Annotated in this window: 18 protein-coding genes and 2 pseudogenes; 13 read left to right on the plus strand and 7 right to left on the minus strand. The window is 47.4% G+C overall.

Going from position 1 to position 17861, the window contains the following annotated elements:
* Positions 1-16: 16 nt before the first annotated feature.
* The 8 genes from SERS4_RS0101090 to SERS4_RS0101120 all read left to right on the plus strand — a co-directional run bounded on the left by SERS4_RS0101090 (position 17) and on the right by SERS4_RS0101120 (position 7505).
* Complete coding sequence (locus SERS4_RS0101090) at positions 17-589, plus strand: fimbrial protein (protein ID WP_017891209.1); 573 nt, start codon at positions 17-19, stop codon at positions 587-589.
* Positions 590-779: 190 nt separating this feature from the next.
* Entirely contained in the window at positions 780-1559 is a 780-nt protein-coding gene (locus SERS4_RS0101095) for an outer membrane protein (protein WP_017891210.1), read from the plus strand.
* A gap of 24 nt (positions 1560-1583) precedes the next feature.
* On the plus strand, positions 1584-2738 hold the full coding sequence (locus tag SERS4_RS25930; RefSeq protein ID WP_017891211.1) for a CaiF/GrlA family transcriptional regulator: 1155 nt from the start codon (positions 1584-1586) through the stop codon (positions 2736-2738).
* 298 nt (positions 2739-3036) lie between these two features.
* Positions 3037-3621: a tyrosine-type DNA invertase gene (locus tag SERS4_RS26040; RefSeq protein WP_071592980.1), complete on the plus strand. Its 585-nt coding sequence runs from the start codon at positions 3037-3039 to the stop codon at positions 3619-3621.
* 899 nt (positions 3622-4520) lie between these two features.
* Entirely contained in the window at positions 4521-5039 is a 519-nt protein-coding gene (locus tag SERS4_RS0101110; protein WP_017891213.1) for a DUF2975 domain-containing protein, read from the plus strand.
* Between the two features lie 2 nt (positions 5040-5041).
* Positions 5042-5245: a helix-turn-helix transcriptional regulator gene (locus SERS4_RS0101115; protein WP_017891214.1), complete on the plus strand. Its 204-nt coding sequence runs from the start codon at positions 5042-5044 to the stop codon at positions 5243-5245.
* 706 nt (positions 5246-5951) lie between these two features.
* Positions 5952-6200 carry a hypothetical protein gene (locus SERS4_RS26875; RefSeq protein ID WP_156816633.1) on the plus strand — a complete coding sequence of 83 codons (249 nt, stop codon included), beginning with the start codon at positions 5952-5954 and terminating at the stop codon, positions 6198-6200.
* Positions 6201-6968: 768 nt separating this feature from the next.
* Positions 6969-7505, plus strand: a complete 537-nt coding sequence (locus SERS4_RS0101120; RefSeq protein WP_017891215.1) for a hypothetical protein — start codon at positions 6969-6971, stop codon at positions 7503-7505.
* Between the two features lie 300 nt (positions 7506-7805).
* Here the strand turns inward: SERS4_RS0101120 and SERS4_RS27285 are convergent.
* The 3 genes and pseudogenes from SERS4_RS27285 to SERS4_RS0101135 form a co-directional block, all read right to left on the minus strand.
* Positions 7806-8049 (minus strand): annotated as a pseudogene (locus tag SERS4_RS27285) (IS630 family transposase); the annotation flags it as partial.
* 356 nt (positions 8050-8405) lie between these two features.
* Positions 8406-8586, minus strand: a pseudogene (locus tag SERS4_RS26880) (IS1 family transposase); the annotation flags it as partial.
* A 593-nt stretch (positions 8587-9179) separates the two neighbouring features.
* Entirely contained in the window at positions 9180-10634 is a 1455-nt protein-coding gene (locus SERS4_RS0101135; protein ID WP_017891218.1) for a PLP-dependent aminotransferase family protein, read from the minus strand.
* A 274-nt stretch (positions 10635-10908) separates the two neighbouring features.
* Between SERS4_RS0101135 and SERS4_RS0101140 the strand changes: the two genes are divergently transcribed.
* From SERS4_RS0101140 to SERS4_RS0101155, 4 genes are all read left to right on the plus strand, one after another.
* Positions 10909-11481, plus strand: a complete 573-nt coding sequence (locus tag SERS4_RS0101140) for a GNAT family N-acetyltransferase (RefSeq protein WP_017891219.1) — start codon at positions 10909-10911, stop codon at positions 11479-11481.
* A 160-nt stretch (positions 11482-11641) separates the two neighbouring features.
* Entirely contained in the window at positions 11642-11965 is a 324-nt protein-coding gene (locus SERS4_RS0101145; protein WP_017891220.1) for a DUF3302 domain-containing protein, read from the plus strand.
* 5 nt (positions 11966-11970) lie between these two features.
* Positions 11971-13107: an HlyD family secretion protein gene (locus SERS4_RS0101150; RefSeq protein WP_012004588.1), complete on the plus strand. Its 1137-nt coding sequence runs from the start codon at positions 11971-11973 to the stop codon at positions 13105-13107.
* A gap of 555 nt (positions 13108-13662) precedes the next feature.
* Complete coding sequence (locus tag SERS4_RS0101155) at positions 13663-14394, plus strand: LuxR family transcriptional regulator (RefSeq protein WP_017891221.1); 732 nt, start codon at positions 13663-13665, stop codon at positions 14392-14394.
* A 65-nt stretch (positions 14395-14459) separates the two neighbouring features.
* On the opposite strand, the gene SERS4_RS0101160 is transcribed toward SERS4_RS0101155, so the two are convergent.
* Positions 14460-15047, minus strand: coding sequence for a histidine phosphatase family protein (locus SERS4_RS0101160; RefSeq protein ID WP_017891222.1), 588 nt, complete (start codon positions 15045-15047; stop codon positions 14460-14462).
* A gap of 144 nt (positions 15048-15191) precedes the next feature.
* Here SERS4_RS0101160 and SERS4_RS0101165 point away from each other — a divergent pair, with 144 nt between their 5' ends.
* A complete protein-coding gene (locus tag SERS4_RS0101165) occupies positions 15192-15428 on the plus strand; it encodes a DUF4282 domain-containing protein (RefSeq protein ID WP_012004591.1) in 237 nt (78 codons plus the stop codon).
* A 36-nt stretch (positions 15429-15464) separates the two neighbouring features.
* Here the strand turns inward: SERS4_RS0101165 and SERS4_RS0101170 are convergent, their stop codons facing one another.
* From SERS4_RS0101170 to SERS4_RS0101180, 3 genes are all read right to left on the minus strand, one after another.
* On the minus strand, positions 15465-15887 hold the full coding sequence (locus SERS4_RS0101170) for an HIT family protein (protein ID WP_017891223.1): 423 nt from the start codon (positions 15885-15887) through the stop codon (positions 15465-15467).
* Positions 15888-15990: 103 nt separating this feature from the next.
* On the minus strand, positions 15991-17028 hold the full coding sequence (locus SERS4_RS0101175; RefSeq protein WP_017891224.1) for a LacI family DNA-binding transcriptional regulator: 1038 nt from the start codon (positions 17026-17028) through the stop codon (positions 15991-15993).
* A gap of 68 nt (positions 17029-17096) precedes the next feature.
* Positions 17097-17858, minus strand: coding sequence for an SDR family NAD(P)-dependent oxidoreductase (locus SERS4_RS0101180; RefSeq protein ID WP_012004594.1), 762 nt, complete (start codon positions 17856-17858; stop codon positions 17097-17099).
* Positions 17859-17861 lie beyond the last annotated feature (3 nt).

Raw genomic sequence — 17861 nt, forward strand, 5'->3', positions numbered from 1 at the left:
AACGGAGATTGAGAGTATGGCGGTATTTACTGAACGTTTGCATGACCAGAGAGTGAACAAGGCACGCCTTTCCGGACTGTTGCTGATACTTTTATCGGGTATGAGCGTTTCGCCTCAGGCATTGGCTGATTTGGGGCAAATCAACCTGATAATGCGTGCAACTTTGGTTTCCAATGCGTGCTCTGTCAGTGCAGGCTCTGCCAACCAAACAGTCAACTTGGGAACCTGGGCGGTAAAACAGTTTGTGGAAACGCCACAACCATTACCGCTTATTCGTTTTACCATTAATCTGGTGGACTGTGGCCCGGCGGCGAGCGGCATAAAAGTGACCTTTAACGGTATCCCAGATACCAATAACAACCAGTTATTTAAACTTAACGCCGGCAGTACGGCATCTCGGGTGGGGGTTGCTATTCTGGACCGGAATCGTAGCCGCATTCCGCCTGGGGGGACAAGCATTCCCACTCAACTGACGGGCAATGCGACGAATGTACCTTTGGTTTTTTACGCGCAATATGTTGCTACAGGCGGTGCAGTGACTGCGGGATCCGCGAATGCGGATGCTACTTTCACTATGGAGTATTTATAGCAATAATGGGCTTGTTTAACATTGTGGTAAATCGGGTGTCTTAATTAAAATAGCGATAATTTAGATATTTAAAAAAACAGAGTGATAGGTTTTATCAGCATGGTGCTAATGTAATGGATTCATTGCCGACGGCGGTAATATTTATATCTTCCTATCTCGAAATAATTATTTTTAAAAAGGATGTTCTCCTATGATAATTCGTATTCTGACGGGGATCTTGCTTACAGTAAATTCCGCGAGTGCTATGGCGGAAACACTATCCTCAGGATTTTATCTTACGGCAAAGGTCGGGGTTTCACAGTTTCGTTCATCAGAAAATGCACTTAATAGTTCCGGCGTCACCGCTGGTGAAAGGTCTTACGATATGGCGTCTACTCACCTTAAAAATACCTCACGCACGGTGTTTACACCAGGTGTAGCAGTAGGTTACCGCTTTGTAGATGCTAGGCAACAACCGGTTCGTGTTGAGTTTGCTTTTCAGCACTTTGGCAAATCTGATAAGTCGTTCTCACTTAACCCGTCAGTGACCGGGCATTGGGTCGGCCAGGCGGGGGCGAGTTTCCCCTTGCCCGCTAGTGCGGATATTCGCCAGTCAACCCGGGCCAGTACGTTGATGGTGAATACTTATTATGACTATACAGTGGGGGGGAACTTTACTCCCTACGTAATGGCAGGGATCGGTGCGGCATTTGTGCGTAATACTGTTTCCAATAATAGCAATGTTGGGGGGCAGACATTAAGCAGTGGCGACTTTAGCCATCGCGCCACTAACCTGGCATGGGCTTTAGGGACCGGTATTTCTTGGGCGGTGACCAGGCAGGTTTCTGTCGATGTAGGTTATGTATTTACAAATGCCGGTGATATTAGCACTACCTATTCAGCCAAGAATGGTATCAACGAGGGGCGAGGTGACATACATACCAAAGTACAATTACATTCGTTGTTTACAGGCGTGCGATATCAATTCTAATCCTGTACCGACCGGAGATGATTTATGTTACAAGATAAAAACGCGAATAAAAGTCAAGACGGATTTTACGGGATTAATGCTGCAGAACATATGACGTTACGTCAGAGGAATCATGAGTCCTACCGTTTGCCTGATTGTTTGTCGCATTTATCCCCCGGTCTACTCTATCTGGCCGTCGCTCATTTAGGATTATTGCAGCAAAGCTCGTTATCACGTCATGCCATAAGTGAGACATTTCAAATCACTACGCGACGTGCACTGGAGATTATGCGTTATCTCGGCAGCGGTAGAACCCATGCTGAATGTGAACGACTGCCTCCTGCATCGGGGGAGAAGGAACGGGGATTTCACATTAAAATACACGCTATCATGAGTCCGGAAATGACTCATGAAGAGAGCGCGAAAAATAGGGTGTACGAGATCGCCGCGGTGGTTATCACTGACGCTGTCCCGGAGGTTGCAAATATAAGGCGTTCACGGGCTATCGGAGAGTTGGCGTGCCAGCCGTTGCATCGGTTGTTTTTACGGTACCGAGATTGTGATGACTCTATTCGTCGGCATGTGACCCTTGTTGATGCCTGTAGTTATGGGCGAATAGGGTTAGATTCCGCATTCAGGCAATCGCCACTCACCGAGGAAATTATAGCGTTCAGTGCTCTGAATACTGCGTTTTTGTCTACACCTCATCAAGCGATAAGCGGCACTGTGGAACGGTATTTAGTCGTGCGTATACCATCAACACCCAGAGAGTCATTAGTTTTGTTACTGCAATTGTGCGAAATAGTTCAGTTGTCCACAGCCAATTATCATCAGATTGTGGTGCTCTCATCATTTGATGTAGAGAGAGTGCATCGCATGATTACGGTTATGGGGGGAAGGAGTATTCTGGTTACTGACTCACGGCTATCTATGTCGAGTTTATGTAGCACGGTATTCTCATTGGCTGAAAAAAAAGTGCCTTCTTTTGTCAGTCAGCCGGAATCTCCCTTATTGACGTATTACGAACACAAAGCTTTGTATCAATGCCTGAAGGATAGACCTATTTATCTTCAGGCACGTTGCCGTCATGTCAGTCCAAAGACCATTTACACCCAGCGTTCTGCTGCGCTGAGGAAGTTTGGGGTAACGAACATTTTGTCTTTGCTGCGGACTTTGAGCGAAGAGAGAGAGAAATCGTAACTAGCCAGTATGTTAGGTTGGAGATGTGTTGTATTTATTGCTTGCTTATTTTTCTCATTTATGCGCGGCTGATAAATTTTTAAAAAAATCAAAATTATCTTCCATTATAACATTGCCACCATTTAATTTTATTAATTTAAATGTCATGCGAGTAGTGATTATAGTAAACATTTTTTAACTTTGTGATTCACATCGTGGTTTAGAAATAGATAAAAATAAATATCTTTTTAAAATTATTGTTTTTGTTACGTTTCATTAAGACTATTCTTGCAATCAATTATAATAGTGAGAGGGGAAGATGAAACGTAAGTATTTAACCGGGGAAGAAGTCAAGTGCCTGCTTAGAAATATTTCAAATGATATGATATCGTACCGTGATTATTGCATGGTTAGCATGGCATTCGTGCATGGGCTCAGAGTCAGTGAATTAACAGCATTAAAAGTGACAGATTACGACCCCCTATCGAAAAAAATCTACATTAGGCGCCTAAAGGGGGGGTTAAGTACAAGCCAACCGTTATTACCTGAGGAAAACATTATATTACAACATTGGTTGGCAGAGCGAGAAAGTTATCCTGGGCATAACTTACCTTGGCTTTTTCTATCACGACAAGGAAAACAGCTGTCACGCCAAAGGTTCTATCAGTTGCTACGAGGGTATGGACAACAAGCAAGCCTACCACTCCCCATATATCCTCATATGTTAAGACATGCTTGTGGATATAACCTTGCTGAGCGTGGTAACGATACTCGGTTGATACAAGATTATTTAGGACATCGTAATATTCGACATACCGTTGTTTATACTGCTGCAAACTCGGAACGTTTCAAGAGTGCTTGGCTGAATGAAAATTGTCTAGAGTGCTCATCCCCACTGAGTTGAGTTAACGTGTTTTCATGACCGGTTAATTAAGTCTTAAATCAAAAATTTATACTCCACTTGAGTATGTTCATTAACCGATGATTAATGTTTTAGGGTTTAAAAGTTGAAAAATACCCGACCATGGTTAGGTCGGGTTAATGAATTATATTTGTAATTAGATAATATTGTCACTTGGGATTAAATGACTCACGTTATATCGCTCGTTAAGGTAAAACAATATCCTGAGTTAGAGCTGACAGTAATTATCTCGACATAAGAACAACCGGAGAGTAAAAATGCCAGAGTTGAGTGGGCGTTTTTGACTGACCTGCCAGTGACAAAACTGGCTGAGGTTACGGAAATCCTGGAATGGCACAGCAACTGCTGGAAAATTCAGACATCCCATAAAGTTGTGAAATCCGGGGAGGGATAGGCAGGTCAAATTTCTCTGGTCCACCGGTGATGCACTGTACCTACTGACAAACTGGCTGGAGCAAGATCGCTTCGCCGCCCCCAAAGTTTGTTTAACTCACTGACCATATTGTAAAAAATGTTATTCAGGTACAAACCTTTTCCATTTTTATTTATCACTTGAAGCCAAGCTCCGCGGGAACGGCTATCAACACACCAAAATTTATCTATCCAACGGATACTTGCTGGCAGCGAAATTATCAGTACGTCCCTTTGAACTTACGGTTCAACATGTTTAGGTGCTTAAGGTAAAGCATGTCATTTTGGACGCCAATTCAAATGAGATTTTGCAACCTTTGCATGATATATGCCGACTATACCGCACATCGGAGATGTTCAGTTTTCCTGTTGGAAGGTGGGATTACTGTTTTTCGATAATTTCATCTTGACATATTGCTGTAAAACAATAATTATCAAGTCGTGAAATCAGCAATCCAGAGGAAGATCGCATGAAAGTCATTTCGCACTCTCATAAAGTACAGGTTCGGTTGTGTCGGGGTATGGAAATCATGCTGTTGTTTCTAATGGCTGCACTTCCCATTGTATGCGGCTATTTGTTGTTCTGGTCAGGTAGTGAAGGCCAGTCTCTTCTTTTTGATGCAGAGATGATACAGTGGACATCTGGAGATAATCTCCATTTTATTTTTGACAACTTGGTTACTTTTCTTGTGTTGCTGCAAATGTTTATTTTCTCTAAAGATGTGCGCAAGGGAGAGTTATTTACGAAAAAAAGAATTAGAAATGTGAAGTGTATAGGGCTAATACTTGTACTTGGTTATTTTCTAACTCTTTTTATTCGCATGTTTTTTGATTCCTCTCTCGATGAGTGGAAGTTAGACTATCTATCTATAGCAAGTCAGGAGTTATACAGCTTACAACAATTGTTGCTAGGAGGTGGGCTTCTTTCTTTGAGCTATATATTTGAAAAAGGAAAGGAACTGGAAGATGAAAGGGATTTGGTGATTTAATTATGCCGATTGTTGTCACGCTGGACGCCATCCTGAAAGATAGGAAAATGAAATCGAAAGAATTGGCTGAAATAATTGGTATTACGGAGGCTAATTTATCCATACTGAACAGTGGGAAAGCGAAGGCTGTTCGGTTCAGTACGCTAGAAGCCATCTGTAAAACACTAGAATGTCAACCCGGCGACATTATAAAGCACGTAGAGTAGTTAGGTCGGTTGTTTCTCTATAACCTAACTTGCATGAGTTTTGGTTTTTTATTTGGTGTTAAAATATATTTAATTTTTATCAGAAGCATGGGGTCTATTTATTTTAACTTCATGTTTTGTTGGTAGGAAGGTACAATAAAAATAAAAGTCCCATCTTGGGAGAGTACTCTAGATATGCCATCTGAGTAATGGATGCAACTCTGTCATTTGATATGGCTAGTGATGATTTATTCTTTACGGGTGTGGTAGGCCATTTTATCTGTCAGTCACGTGATGTGCTTTGCTGCCATGGACATTTATTAAGGTGTGGCATGCGTATAACATCACTCGGTGGTCAGGTATTATTTAAATGGGAGTGTGGGAAATACGTTATCCAAAGGGTATGCGTAAGTATTACCAACGAGAAAGGTTTTTATGAGCATGATGTGAGTCTGTTTTTATTTATTAATGGATTTTTTGATGGTAGGGTTAATTACCAAGCTGTGAGTGATTACTTTGAGTGTTATATATAAATATTATGTGGTTAGTATTATGTCACCATGTTTTTTACCAGTTATCGCCTGACACCTATTCAAGATGGTTGATTCTTACTTTTAAATAATATTTAAGCATTATTTTTAAAGTGCAATGCATAAAGTAATGGCGCAATGAAGTGGGCGTGAATAACATGGATGTTTTGAGAGATAAGCTAAGGGAAGTATATCGAATGCAACAGGGAAATAATGACGCTCGACGTTCACGAATGTCGGAGGGGAGATACTCTAACGGACGAACGGTGCGTATTCTGGCGCGTCAGCGTAATCTCCAGGATTACAGCCTGCTGGCCAGTATGTCGTATATCCCTCCCTATACCGCTCTATATAACGGTGGCTCATTACGTATTGTTGGCGAATGCACTGGTATCGCGCCAGGCCATCAGTGTTGTATTTCGCATCAGTATGCGGTGTGCGTTTGAGGTGATGCTATATCTTCCCATTGCCAAGGTGGACGTGATGTACACGCCCGAAAGTGCGTGATCAAGCTTATCGCATTCAGGTGTGGGTGTTATCACTTTCGGGTGGGAGGTGAGCGGTAAATGAGGACGCTACCGTCTTCAACTCGTTACCGTGTAAGACAACAACGGTGTTGGCCGAATATGTTGATAAACCTCGCTCGCGTCGGGAGAAGGATAGCGCTTGTCAGGATGTGTGTCCTTGGATCTTACAACGATCGGATTTTGAGTGATGACCTCAGAAATTGGCATGGGTTTAACGGCGATATGCCTCAGCCTGACGGCAGTTTAGCTGGAGGAGGGGCCTGCGCCTTCAGATGAGTCTGCTCTGGGGGGGGGCTGGGCACGGCAGTATTGACTGCTGTGTTTAATGGTGGTTTTACAGGGGATTTGTCATCGGACAAGGCATCACTACTGCGTGGTGAGCTGGGATGGATGGGGGTTCTTCTGAACGAACTTTATCGTTGTTGTGAACAAAACAGTGTTAGCGAACAATGTTGGGGGGCTTAAATGGGCGTGCATCATTCAGTCGGGCAGATTCTTGGTGGAAGCGCGACGTTACGGCGTAGCTGTTGGGAGCGGGGTGAGGGAGATGCGCCCCCCGGTGCCCGCTGGCAGGTAACGGTGGTTGACGCGTGTTGTTTTGGCCGCAAGGGAATGAAGGCGGCTTTACAAAGTCATCCCTGCGTAGCGCGAGTTGTGACGACAGAGATGCTGACAGGGGTGTTATCGATGCTGACAGCCAGTTCGCCATCGGCAATTTCTCTGCCATCGACTCTGGTACTGCGGTTGCCGATGTTGGCGCAGGAGGCGTTGTCTGCGTTATTGCAATTGGGTGACCTTCCCGTTGCACGCTATGAGCGTGTGGTGGTGATGTCGAACGTGGCGCCTGATGTTGTACGTCGGGTATTGACGCTTGTCGGTATGAACGGTTCGGTGCGGATAATGGATGCGAGATGCACATTGGCCACGCTGAACCGGACCGTTATATCGACAATGGGAGAGATAGACGGCTCAGATGAAGTCTTTTATTGCGAACCGAGTAACTTATTGTCTCAACAAGAACGGTACGTACTGGGGAAGACGCTGCGTGAGATATCCATCTATACCCAAGCCCGTCAGGCACATGTCAGCGCTAAAACTATTTATTCGCAACGTGCTCGTGCGCTATTGAAACTGGGTGTTCCGGATATCTTGAGCTTGTTGCGTCAGTTTGTGCCGTTGACCCAGAGAGGTGAGATGGATTGTGATTTTAAGAGGAGTGAATAGCGATGTCGGGTCCGGATGAGGATATGAATATTACGGAGAATAAAAGTCATCACCAAGATGAGGTCGGTAATGATCCGTGTGCAACACCCCATAAAGATGCAAGTCAAACGTGGTGGCTCAATCGCCGCCGTGTGTGGATCATCATGATCTTGTTCTGTTTTTTCTTTTGGGTCGCTGCGATAGGGTTAATGATTTTGGTGAGTTAGAGGGCATATTAAATCGATATTTATAATGGAAATAATTTTCTGGATGCCACGTAATCTAAATAGCATTATCCTAATGCCACTATAATTTTTTCTGTTAGTACTTCCCGCCCGGTAATCGACTTACCGTTTTCATAAGGTGGTGTACCTTGTTCAATAATTGCGATATCGAGCGGTATTTGTGATTTCTGGTTATCATATAATTATTGTTACAACCGTTCAACGTGGTTCACCCACGGTGAGTAGCTCGGTTGATAATTAAATATGAATTTTTGGTTATTCTTCAGCCGCAGAAGCGTCTTAGGTCTTTCTGAGCATTTTATGATATTTATATTTTCAACTGAAATATACTCACTTGAAAAACACTGACGTTTACTATTATAAAATATCTCGATGTGATAAAAAATACCACTGCGGGCTTCACCCCATGTTCGTAGATAATTTTCTTTACCCAGCTACGCTTCATAAGTTGGAAAGAAAATTTCAAAAACTGCGTTGTCATGGCAGTGAGCGCGACGGTTCATGCTATCTTACAGATCCTGTGGTTTCAGGAATGACCGCCATTTATGGCTTATTTACTGTAGTGGTACATTGTCACCGAAATCCGGGGAAGAGAAGATGGCATTGCAGGTAAAGTGAGAAACTGATAATTCGGACATTTTGTTATCCGGATTTCAATGAATGCTAATAAATTAAATTAGTAGAAAATGTATTTTGCAATCAAAAATTCGATAACCTTTTCATGAAATTCTACAAGCGTGAGAAGCGGATGGTTTTACGAATCACCTTTTGATGCGGATTTGTAATGTCAGGTAGTTACGCTCAATGCATTGCGTAAATACTTTACCAATCAGATGCTTGTCTTTTGGCTCATCTCGGCAGTTACAGGCATTAGCCGTGTTGCGGTTATGAACCCGGCGGTGAGCGAGTGTTTAAGCGCAACCAGGTCATGGAGGCTTGGAAGTCAGTGCCCGAAGCATCGCGACCATTGTTACCGGCAACTCTGGTGGTAAAATGGGATGCTAGCTTGTGGATAATATTATGAAATATATGTGCATTTACAGGTGTCGGCTTATAAATATGAACGTGGAGGCAATGAGCACATTGAATCACCGACCCATCTCAACCGTCTGTTCGCGGTTACAGCGCCGAATTAGGTCTAGTGCGTTGCTGTGACCTATATCTGGGCGGTGGCGCTATTCACTCTAAAGTGAACGGTTATGTATAGTTTTAGATAACCATTCACCATGTAATTTATTGATTTGTAACATTTTAAATTAAAAGTGACTACTGTGACCTGTTTCTCCATAAATCTTTTTTATGGGCAGCGCCGATTTGCAGGGCCTGAGTCAAAATTGTTCATGGCGCTGTTTGTGTATAGTCAGGTGTATAAAGTGAATTTTTTTATTAAAAAATATAAATTATATCAATATGATAATGTTTGTTTGTCACTCCTGTGATCTTCCGCCAATCAACCCCCTTCATGCCCCACAAGTGATTGAGTACACCATTGCCCAAGCTGGGCGATCGCCTGTTCAACTTCATCGTTATAACCAAAGCCTGCATTCAGTCGGAAACAGTGATCGTAGCGGTTATCCGTGGCAAAAATATGCCCGGGGGCGATACCGATCCCGGCATTACGCGCCTTGATAAACAGTGAACGTACGTTCAAGGCATTCTTCGGCATTTCCACCCACAGCACATAACCGCCTTCAGGCTCAGAGACTTTTGTACCCGGGGGGAATGCTAGAAGCACTACCTGACGGATTTTGTTCACCAGGTTAGCCAACTTATGCCTGAGCTTGCGCAGATGGGCGTCGTATCCGCCATTGCTCAGTAATTCGGCAATGGTAGCCTGCGGCAATATGGGTGAACCCATGGTCGAGGTGTATTTTAGCGAGGTGATTTTTCGCATGTAATGGTTGCTGTGAACCCAACCGATACGCATGCCAGGGGCCACGGTTTTAGAGAAACCGCTGCACAGGATGACATTGGGGCTAAAGGCTCGCATGGGAAATGGTCGTTGAACACCAAAGGCGATGTCGCCAAAGGTGTCATCTTCAATAATAATCACACCGTTTTCATCGGCCTGCCGCGCGATGTGAGCTTTTTTCTCGTTCGGTATGGTTTTGCCCAGAGGGTTATTAACATTGGCGAGGGTGACAAACACCTTCACCGCTTTTCTCTGGAACAGCGCAACCAGCTTTTCGCTATCAACATAGCCTTCGTTACCCGTTTCAACCTCAATCACGCGTAGTTTGAGATGACGCAACATTTGCAATAAAACGAAATAGCAGGGCGATTCAACGGCAACCGCATCTCCCGGTTTTACTGTCGCCATCAGCGAGAGCGACAGTGCCTCCACGCAGCCGTTGGTCACTAAAATGTTATCCGGGTTGATGTTGCAGCCGTAGTCTATCGCTCGTCGGGCAATTTCTGTTTTTAACGGCGCATAGCCAGAGCCTTTGACCGTATCACCAAGCAAAAATGGCTTGCTATAACCCAGCTGGCGCATGATCAAACTCAGTTTTTTGATGGGGTACAAAGAGCTATCACCATTAGCCAGATCCAGACGAACGCGGCAATCTTCCCCCACCATTGCCATGTGCAGTTCGGTTTGTTCATCCAGCGGCGCAATCTCACGTGGCTGTTCCACCATAACGGCGTCCTTTTGCAGTGAATGCCGTCTTGGTGCGACAAAAAAACCGGATTTGGGTTTGGCTACGGCGTAATGCTCATCTTCCAGGGTACGCAAGGTTTTAAGTGCGGTTGTCAGACTGATGTTGTATTGAGTGGCCAGCGTTCTTACCGACGGCAAACGTGTATTGGCAGGTAAAAATCCTGCGTGGATTGCCTGTTTGATCTGTTCGGCAATCTGACGGTACAGGCTGCCCTGTCTTCCCGCTTCCGTCTGCTCCATCGGCATCTGTTCCACTCCATATCGCTCTGATCTGTACGTATAAAACAGATTACTTTGATAGTAGTTTAGCTAGCAAGGCTTGGAAATAATGAATTCAACGTGTTAATTCGCAGAAAGTTTGTCAGTTCGGGTTGATGAATTACCGGGGTTTATATTCCTGTGACTGCGCCGTTTGTTATTCATCAAAGGATAACTTTAATGGGATACAGAGAATTAATTTTTACTGCAATGATAAATTTCTAAAAAAACTGGGCTATTTTTGACTTTCGAGGAGGGTTGTATGGAATTGAGTGTGGCCAATGTGGCTGATATTGAACAAGTGACTGAACTGCTCAAGCGGTATCAGGTAGCAACCATCAGTGAGGAAGACAAGAAAGATGGTTTTGTGACCACTTTGCTGACCTATGAGCAAATGGTCGCGTTGATCGAGCAAGAACAAGGGCTGTTTGTCGCCAGGCGGGAAGGTAAGATTGTCGCGTTCGTGATGGCCGCTTCCTGGCAGTTTTGGGCACCCTGGCCTTTATTTGAGCACATGATTGGCAGATTGGGAGAATGTGAGTTTGCCGGCCAGGTGTTGACGGTGGAGAACTCTTACCAATACGGGCCGATCTGTGTCGACGTTTCGGTTCGGGGCAGCGGGGTGCTTGAAGCGCTGTTTGCGTTTGCATTAAAACAAATGTCATCGCGTTTTGATGTCTTGGTCACATTTGTGAATAAAATTAACCCACGCTCTTATGCGGCACATACGCGTAAACTGGGGCTCCAGGTTTTGAATGAGTTTACCTTTAATAATAATCATTATTACTGGATGGTTTGTGCTACTCGTCAGAGTGGTAACGGTTCTTCCGCTTAAACCTAAAAATCCCATAAAATCAAAGTGCCGTTGTTATCTATTTTGGTTCATTTTCTATAAGGTACACCCGCCGAAATAAACTTATCCAGTTTTAGCACAAAAAGCTAAAAACGCGTCTATCTTTACCAGTGAACACGGGTTCCGCAAATGAGAGGCAGTTATGTTTCTTAATTACTTCGCGTTGGGTGTACTTATTCTGGTTTTCCTTATTATTTTCTATGGGATTATTATTCTGCATGATATTCCCTATCTTATTGCCAAGGCACGCAACCATCCGCATGCCGATGCTATCCATGTCGCGGGCTGGGTAAGTTTATTTACTCTGCACGTGATCTGGCCGTTTTTATGGATATGGGCTACTTTATATCGCCCCGAGCGTGGTTGGGGTATGCAAGGTCAGGAGGCGTCGTTCGCACAGTTGCAGCAACGTGTGGCGGAGCTGGAGTTGAAACTGGCGAGTCATAAAACGCCGCCTTCGGAGTAGCCACCATGGATCTGCTCATTATCCTGACTTATGTCGCTTTTGCCTGGTCCATATTTAAGATTTTCAAAATACCGGTCAATAAATGGACCGTGCCCACGGCTGCATTAGGTGGGGTGTTTTTAATTGGGGCGTTAATTCTGCTAATGAATTATAACCACCCCTATACTTATTTGGCGCAGAAAGCGGTTATTTCAATCCCTATTACGCCACAGGTGACGGGCGTGGTTAGCGAAGTAACCGAGAAGCAAAACGTATTAATAAAAAAAGGTGAAGTGCTGTTTAAATTAGATCCCGCACGCTATCAGGCTCGGGTCAATCGACTTCAGGCTGATTTGGTCACCGAGATTAATAATACTCAGGTGCTTAAAGGGCAGCTCGATGAAGCGATTGCCAACACATCTCGGGTTAGTGCAGAGCGCGACCGGTTATATAAAGACTATCAGCGTTATGTCAGAGGCAGCCAGGCCAAGGTCAATCCATTTTCGGAAAGTGATATTGATAACGCCCGGCAGAACTATCTGGCGCAAGATGCGCTGGTAAAAGGTTCCGTGGCGGAGCAAGCGCAAATAAAAAGTCAGTTAGACAGTGTGATTAACGGGGAACAGTCTCAAATCGTTAGCCTCAGGGCGCAGTTGGCAGAGGCCAAATATAATCTTGATCAAACGGTGATACGCGCTCCCAGCGACGGTTACGTGACCCAGGTGCTGATCCGCCCAGGGACCTACGCCGCGGCAATTCCGCTGCGGCCGGTGATGGTGTTTATTCCTGAGCAAAAACGGCAAATCATTGCTCAGTTCCGCCAAAACTCGTTGCTGCGTCTTAAGGCCGGCGACGAAGCCGAAGTGGTGTTTAATGCATTTCCCGGCCAGGTATTCCCCGGTAAATTGATCAGAATTCTGCCGGTAGTCCCCGGCGGGTCTTACCAGGCGCAAGGGACGCTACAATCGCTGAGTGTGGCTGCCGGCAGTGATGGTGTGCTGGCGGTGATTGAGCTGGCACCCAACAGTGAAATCGATGAATTACCTGACGGCATTTTTTCGCAGGTGGCAGTTTATTCCGACCACTTTACCCACGTGGCGGTCATGCGCAAGGTACTGCTACGCATGACCAGCTGGATGCACTATCTCTATCTGGACCATTAGCGCAGTATAAAAAAGCCGCTTCCTGAGGAGGCGGCTTAATTTTTAGAGCGATAATGTTCAATTCCAATATATTTTTTGAAATGATTTAAGTTGTTTATTATTCTGAAGTGGAGCCTTGTTATATTGATAAATGTTTGAAGTGAGAAAGACAAAACAGGCTCAACGCACAGCAATTCCCGCCCCTCTGATCAGCAAGGTTTTCGTTGACCATGATCGTCGCTTGTCTGCTTAAGAGGGTAAAGCAACCCAATGGAGATGCATTGGTGACCTGCGGCCTTGGCGAAGATGAATTTGAAAGGATAAATTAGCAGGGTTAAATTGAGGATCCCGGCCAGCAGTGACTTTTTGTCTATTCTGTCTGACCGGAATAGTTTCCCTGGTGTTGGCTGAGTGACCTACCTGATCTTGCAGAGCAGTTTTTTACTCTTCGCCTAACGCGGTTCATTATAAGACAGAGTGCCTGATTCATAACCTGAACTTAAGTGCAGTTCGTACCTCTACATAAGTGCAGGTTTTCTCACTAAATGGACCAAGTCAGACTGCCACGGAGCCTGTATGTTTTCTTCCTTCAGTGAAAATCAAACAATAACGGAAACGCTCAGAGGGCATATCGACCGAAAGTTGTCCTCACTCGGTAGCCCTGAATTCGCCTACACGGTGATTAGAAAAAAAGATCCGTCAGATGTGCTTATTATTTCCAGTTATCCTGAAGAATGGGTAGATCTCTACCGCACCAACAATTTCCAGCTCACTGACCCGGTGGTACTGACCGCGTTCAAGCGCAGCTCGCCCTTTGTCTGGGACGAAAATATCACCCTGATGTCAGATAAGATTTTTTGCCTTTCCAGGTGCTACAACATTGTTAACGGCTTCACCTTTGTGTTGCACGACTCTATGAATAGCCTGGCATTGTTATCGGTTATCCTCGGCGGCAGTGGAGAAGAGGATCTGGAAAAGCGGATCTCATCAGATCGCGGAGCCATGCAAATGTTGCTGATCGATATCAATGAACAAATGTACCGTCTCGCAGGATCGGTCTCATCCAACCGGCGGAAGCATCATGCGGATACGGAAAAACCCATTTTTACCCCACGGGAGAGTGAGGTGCTGTATTGGGCCAGTATGGGGAAAACCTATGGCGAGATTGCCGCCATCGCCAGTATTTCCCCGAGTACGGTGAAGTTTCATATGAGAAATATTGTGGTTAAACTTGGCGTCAGTAACGCCCGGCAGGCGATTCGGTTGGGTGTTGAGTTGGGGCTTATGACGCCGTCAGCAGCCAGATAAAATGAGTCAGGCCCGATGAGACTCCCTTATGTCATCTCACCGAACCCGCCAAAGGCGGTTTGGCTTTATCCCGCAGCAGGGCAGGTCTCCGCCAACTGCGTCAGACCCTCACTTTCCTGCCTGAATGAAACCTTGTCCTGATCCAGCGTCACCACAAAGATACTGTCGAAGTCGCTGCCCGGCCATTTTGGCACCAAATTGGCGTCACCGCCGCGTGCGGCCACGATGGCCTTCACTGCCTTATCGAGATTCTTGTGTTCCCAGGCGATGAAAATGCGTGAGTTTTGGTATTGCTCGCTGAGCAGCTCCTGTTGCAGCCCATTGATGTCATCGGCGTGGAACTGAATGCCAATCGGCAGCCCGACGCGCACGGCGGTGGGCATGATGGTCGACAGCGCCCGCAGTGAACTGCCGAGCTTGTTTTCCTTCGGCCCGGCGGCAAAAATGTAGTCCGGTTTGCCGTAGCGCTTCAGCAACACGTCCGGCAGTGCCAGTGCGCGGTTCAGCCCTTTGCAGGTTAACTGCCCGCTGTTGTTGGCGGGCTTCTCCCCGTGCCGCACGAAGATCAGCGTTTCCTGCGCCAGTGCGCTTTGGCTGAAAAGCAGCAACGCCGCCAAACCGCCGAGTATTTTGTTGCCTGTTTTGTTAAACATCCTCAACCCTTATGTAATGGCGTGCTGATTTCTGGGCGCTTTTCATCGTGTTACTCGCTATCATAACCGGCGTGACAAAAAGGCTTGCCGCACCCATGTGGCGCCTCTGGGATAATTAAATACTGGCCTAAGGAAGGATTTACAATGAAAAACATTTTCTTTTTTGATGCGATGCTGACACCGAAAATCATCACCGGTGTCTACTGGCTGTGCCTGCTGAGCATTATTGTTGGCGGGATTGGTGCGATGTTCTACGGTGAGTTTTTCCGTGGTCTGTTCGCGATCATCATCGGCGGCGTGTTTACTCGCGTCTGCTTTGAAATGATCATTATTGCGTTTAAAAATAACGAATACCTGCGCAAAATCTCCGAAAAGCCGTAATCAAGTTGAAAACGCCGGGCATCGCCCGGCGTAGTATCATGCCCCCAGCGTTATCGCCAGCCGCTCCTGCATTAATTCAATAAAATTCTCCGGCAGCGTTTTCGTCGTTGGTGCCCGCAGCGCCGTGCTCCAGACCGGTTCCGGGAAGTGCGAATCGTCGAGGTAACGCGGGATGATATGCCAATGCAAATGCGGTAGCGCGGTGCCCAGGCTGGCGATATTGATCTTCGCCGGCGTCAGCAATTGCCGCAGCTGCGCCTCAACCTGCGCCACCACCGCCATGATGCTGTTGCGTTGGTCGTCGCGTAAATCGCTCAGTTCGGCGATATGTTCATGCCAAACCACCCGGCACCAGCCCGGGAAGGGGCTGTCGGCGATGAATATCGCCCGGCACAGCGGGTTTTGCCACAGCACGATTTCATCGGTTGGATGGCAGTAAACGCAAGATTCATTATTCATTTTTAATCTCCTGCTGCGATTTGGGCGCAGCGAAGCCCCGCCGCGCCTCAGCGCAGCCAGGAGTTTCATGTGAATGAGGGCGGGGCAGCGACCCCGCCGGGGATTACGCGTTAATGACCGACTGGCGGCACACCAGGCTGGGAGCAAATAAAAACTCCTCCACCGGCAATTCAGGGTTTTCTAACCGGCCGATCAGCCGATCGACAATTTTTACCGCCATCTCACGCAGCGGTGGCGCCACAGAGCTGAGCGCCGGGTTGAACAGTTCGGACAGAAACATGTTATCGATGCCGACAACCGAGATATCCTCCGGCACCCGCACACCGAGCCGCTGGAAGGCGGAAATCATGCCGATGGCCAGCATGTCGTTCAGCGCTACCACGCCGTCCGGCCGGGGTTCACTCTGGCAGATCTGCTCAGCCAGCGTTTTCCCCAGTTCGGCCATTTCGGCATCGCCGTAGGCGAACTGCGCTTTGCCTTCGATCACCCTGACCGGCAGCCCGGCCGCCTCCAGTGCCTGCCGGTAGCCGGCAATCTTGTTGGCGCGGCTGCTGGTCATGCCGGAGGCGGTGGCGAAAGCGATACGGCGACAGCCCTGGGCGATCAGATGCCGGGCCGCCATGTTGCCTGCGGCGCTATTGTCCATCGACACGCTGTCGATCGGCAGCGCCGTTTCACCTGGGGCCGTCAGGGCACGTTCGTCGTAGTTAATCATCACCAGGCCGCGTTTCAGAGCCTCACGGAAATGGGGGCGATCGTAAAAGGTGGAGGCCACCACCACGCCGCGGATGCCTAACGCCAGCAAATCGTCGAGAAAGCGGATCTCCTCTTCCTGCTGGCGATGGGTATCGCCCAGCAACACCTGATAGCCGTAGTTTTGCTTGGCCGCCAGCTCAATCTCACGTACCAGTGCGGCGAAGCTGGGGTTGACGATCGAAGGCACCAGCAGGCCAAGCATTTTGACCTGCCCGGTTTTGAGCTGCTGCGCCGCACGGTTCGGTTGGTACTGCAGCGCCGCCATCGCCTGTTCGATACGGGTCAGCGTATCCTTGCGCATCTGATCGACCCGGCCGTTCAGCACGTTGGAAACCGTACTGACCGACACTCCGGCATGACGTGCCACATCACGTATATTCGCCATTACATTCCCGTTTTGCATTAGCCCATTACCCCGACTTTATCACGCGGCCGAAAGTGAGTCACAGACCCTTAGGGCGCAATCTGCCCGCCGTTGACGTCGATAATCTGCCCGGTGATGTAGCCGCTGCAGTTATGCGATGCCAGGAACAGGTAAGTGGGTGCCACTTCCTCGCTGCGACCAAAGCGGCCCATCGGGATCGAGGCGCACATCTTGCCCAGCACTTCTTCACTTTTACCCTGATGGAAGGCGGTGTCGATGCTGCCCGGCGACACGATATTGAAACGGATGTTGTCCTGGGTGAACTCCTTCACCCAGTTGCGATGAATATTGTGCAACCAGGCTTTGGCGCTGGCATACAGACCGGCGCCGATGCCGCCACCTTCGCGTGCAGCGATGGAGCCGGTGCTGATCACGCTGGCGGTAGCGCCGCTCTCGCGTGCCGAAGCGCGCAGGTGAGGGATAGCGAATTTGGTTACCATCAGCGCCGAACGGCAGTTCAGATCCATCACTCGATCAAAGAACTCGTCATCTATCGCTTCCAGCCCGTTGCGCCCGCCCAGCCCACCGGCGTTATTGATCAGGATGTCGATGCCGCCGAAGCGGGCGACAAAGGCTTCCACCAACGCTTCACAGCCGGCGGAACGCGATAGGTCGGCGGAGAAGAACGCGCATTCACCGGGGAAGGCGGCGATTTCTGCCGGCGGTTCGCTGCGCATGCCGTTAATCCCCACCCTGGCGCCGTGTTGGGCGAACAGGGCGGCGGTTGCCAATCCGATACCGGCGGTGGAACCGGTGATCAACACGCGTTTGTTGGTTAAATCAGAGAACATGGT

Source organism: Serratia sp. S4 (assembly GCF_000347995.1).
Lineage (GTDB): Bacteria > Pseudomonadota > Gammaproteobacteria > Enterobacterales > Enterobacteriaceae > Serratia > Serratia quinivorans.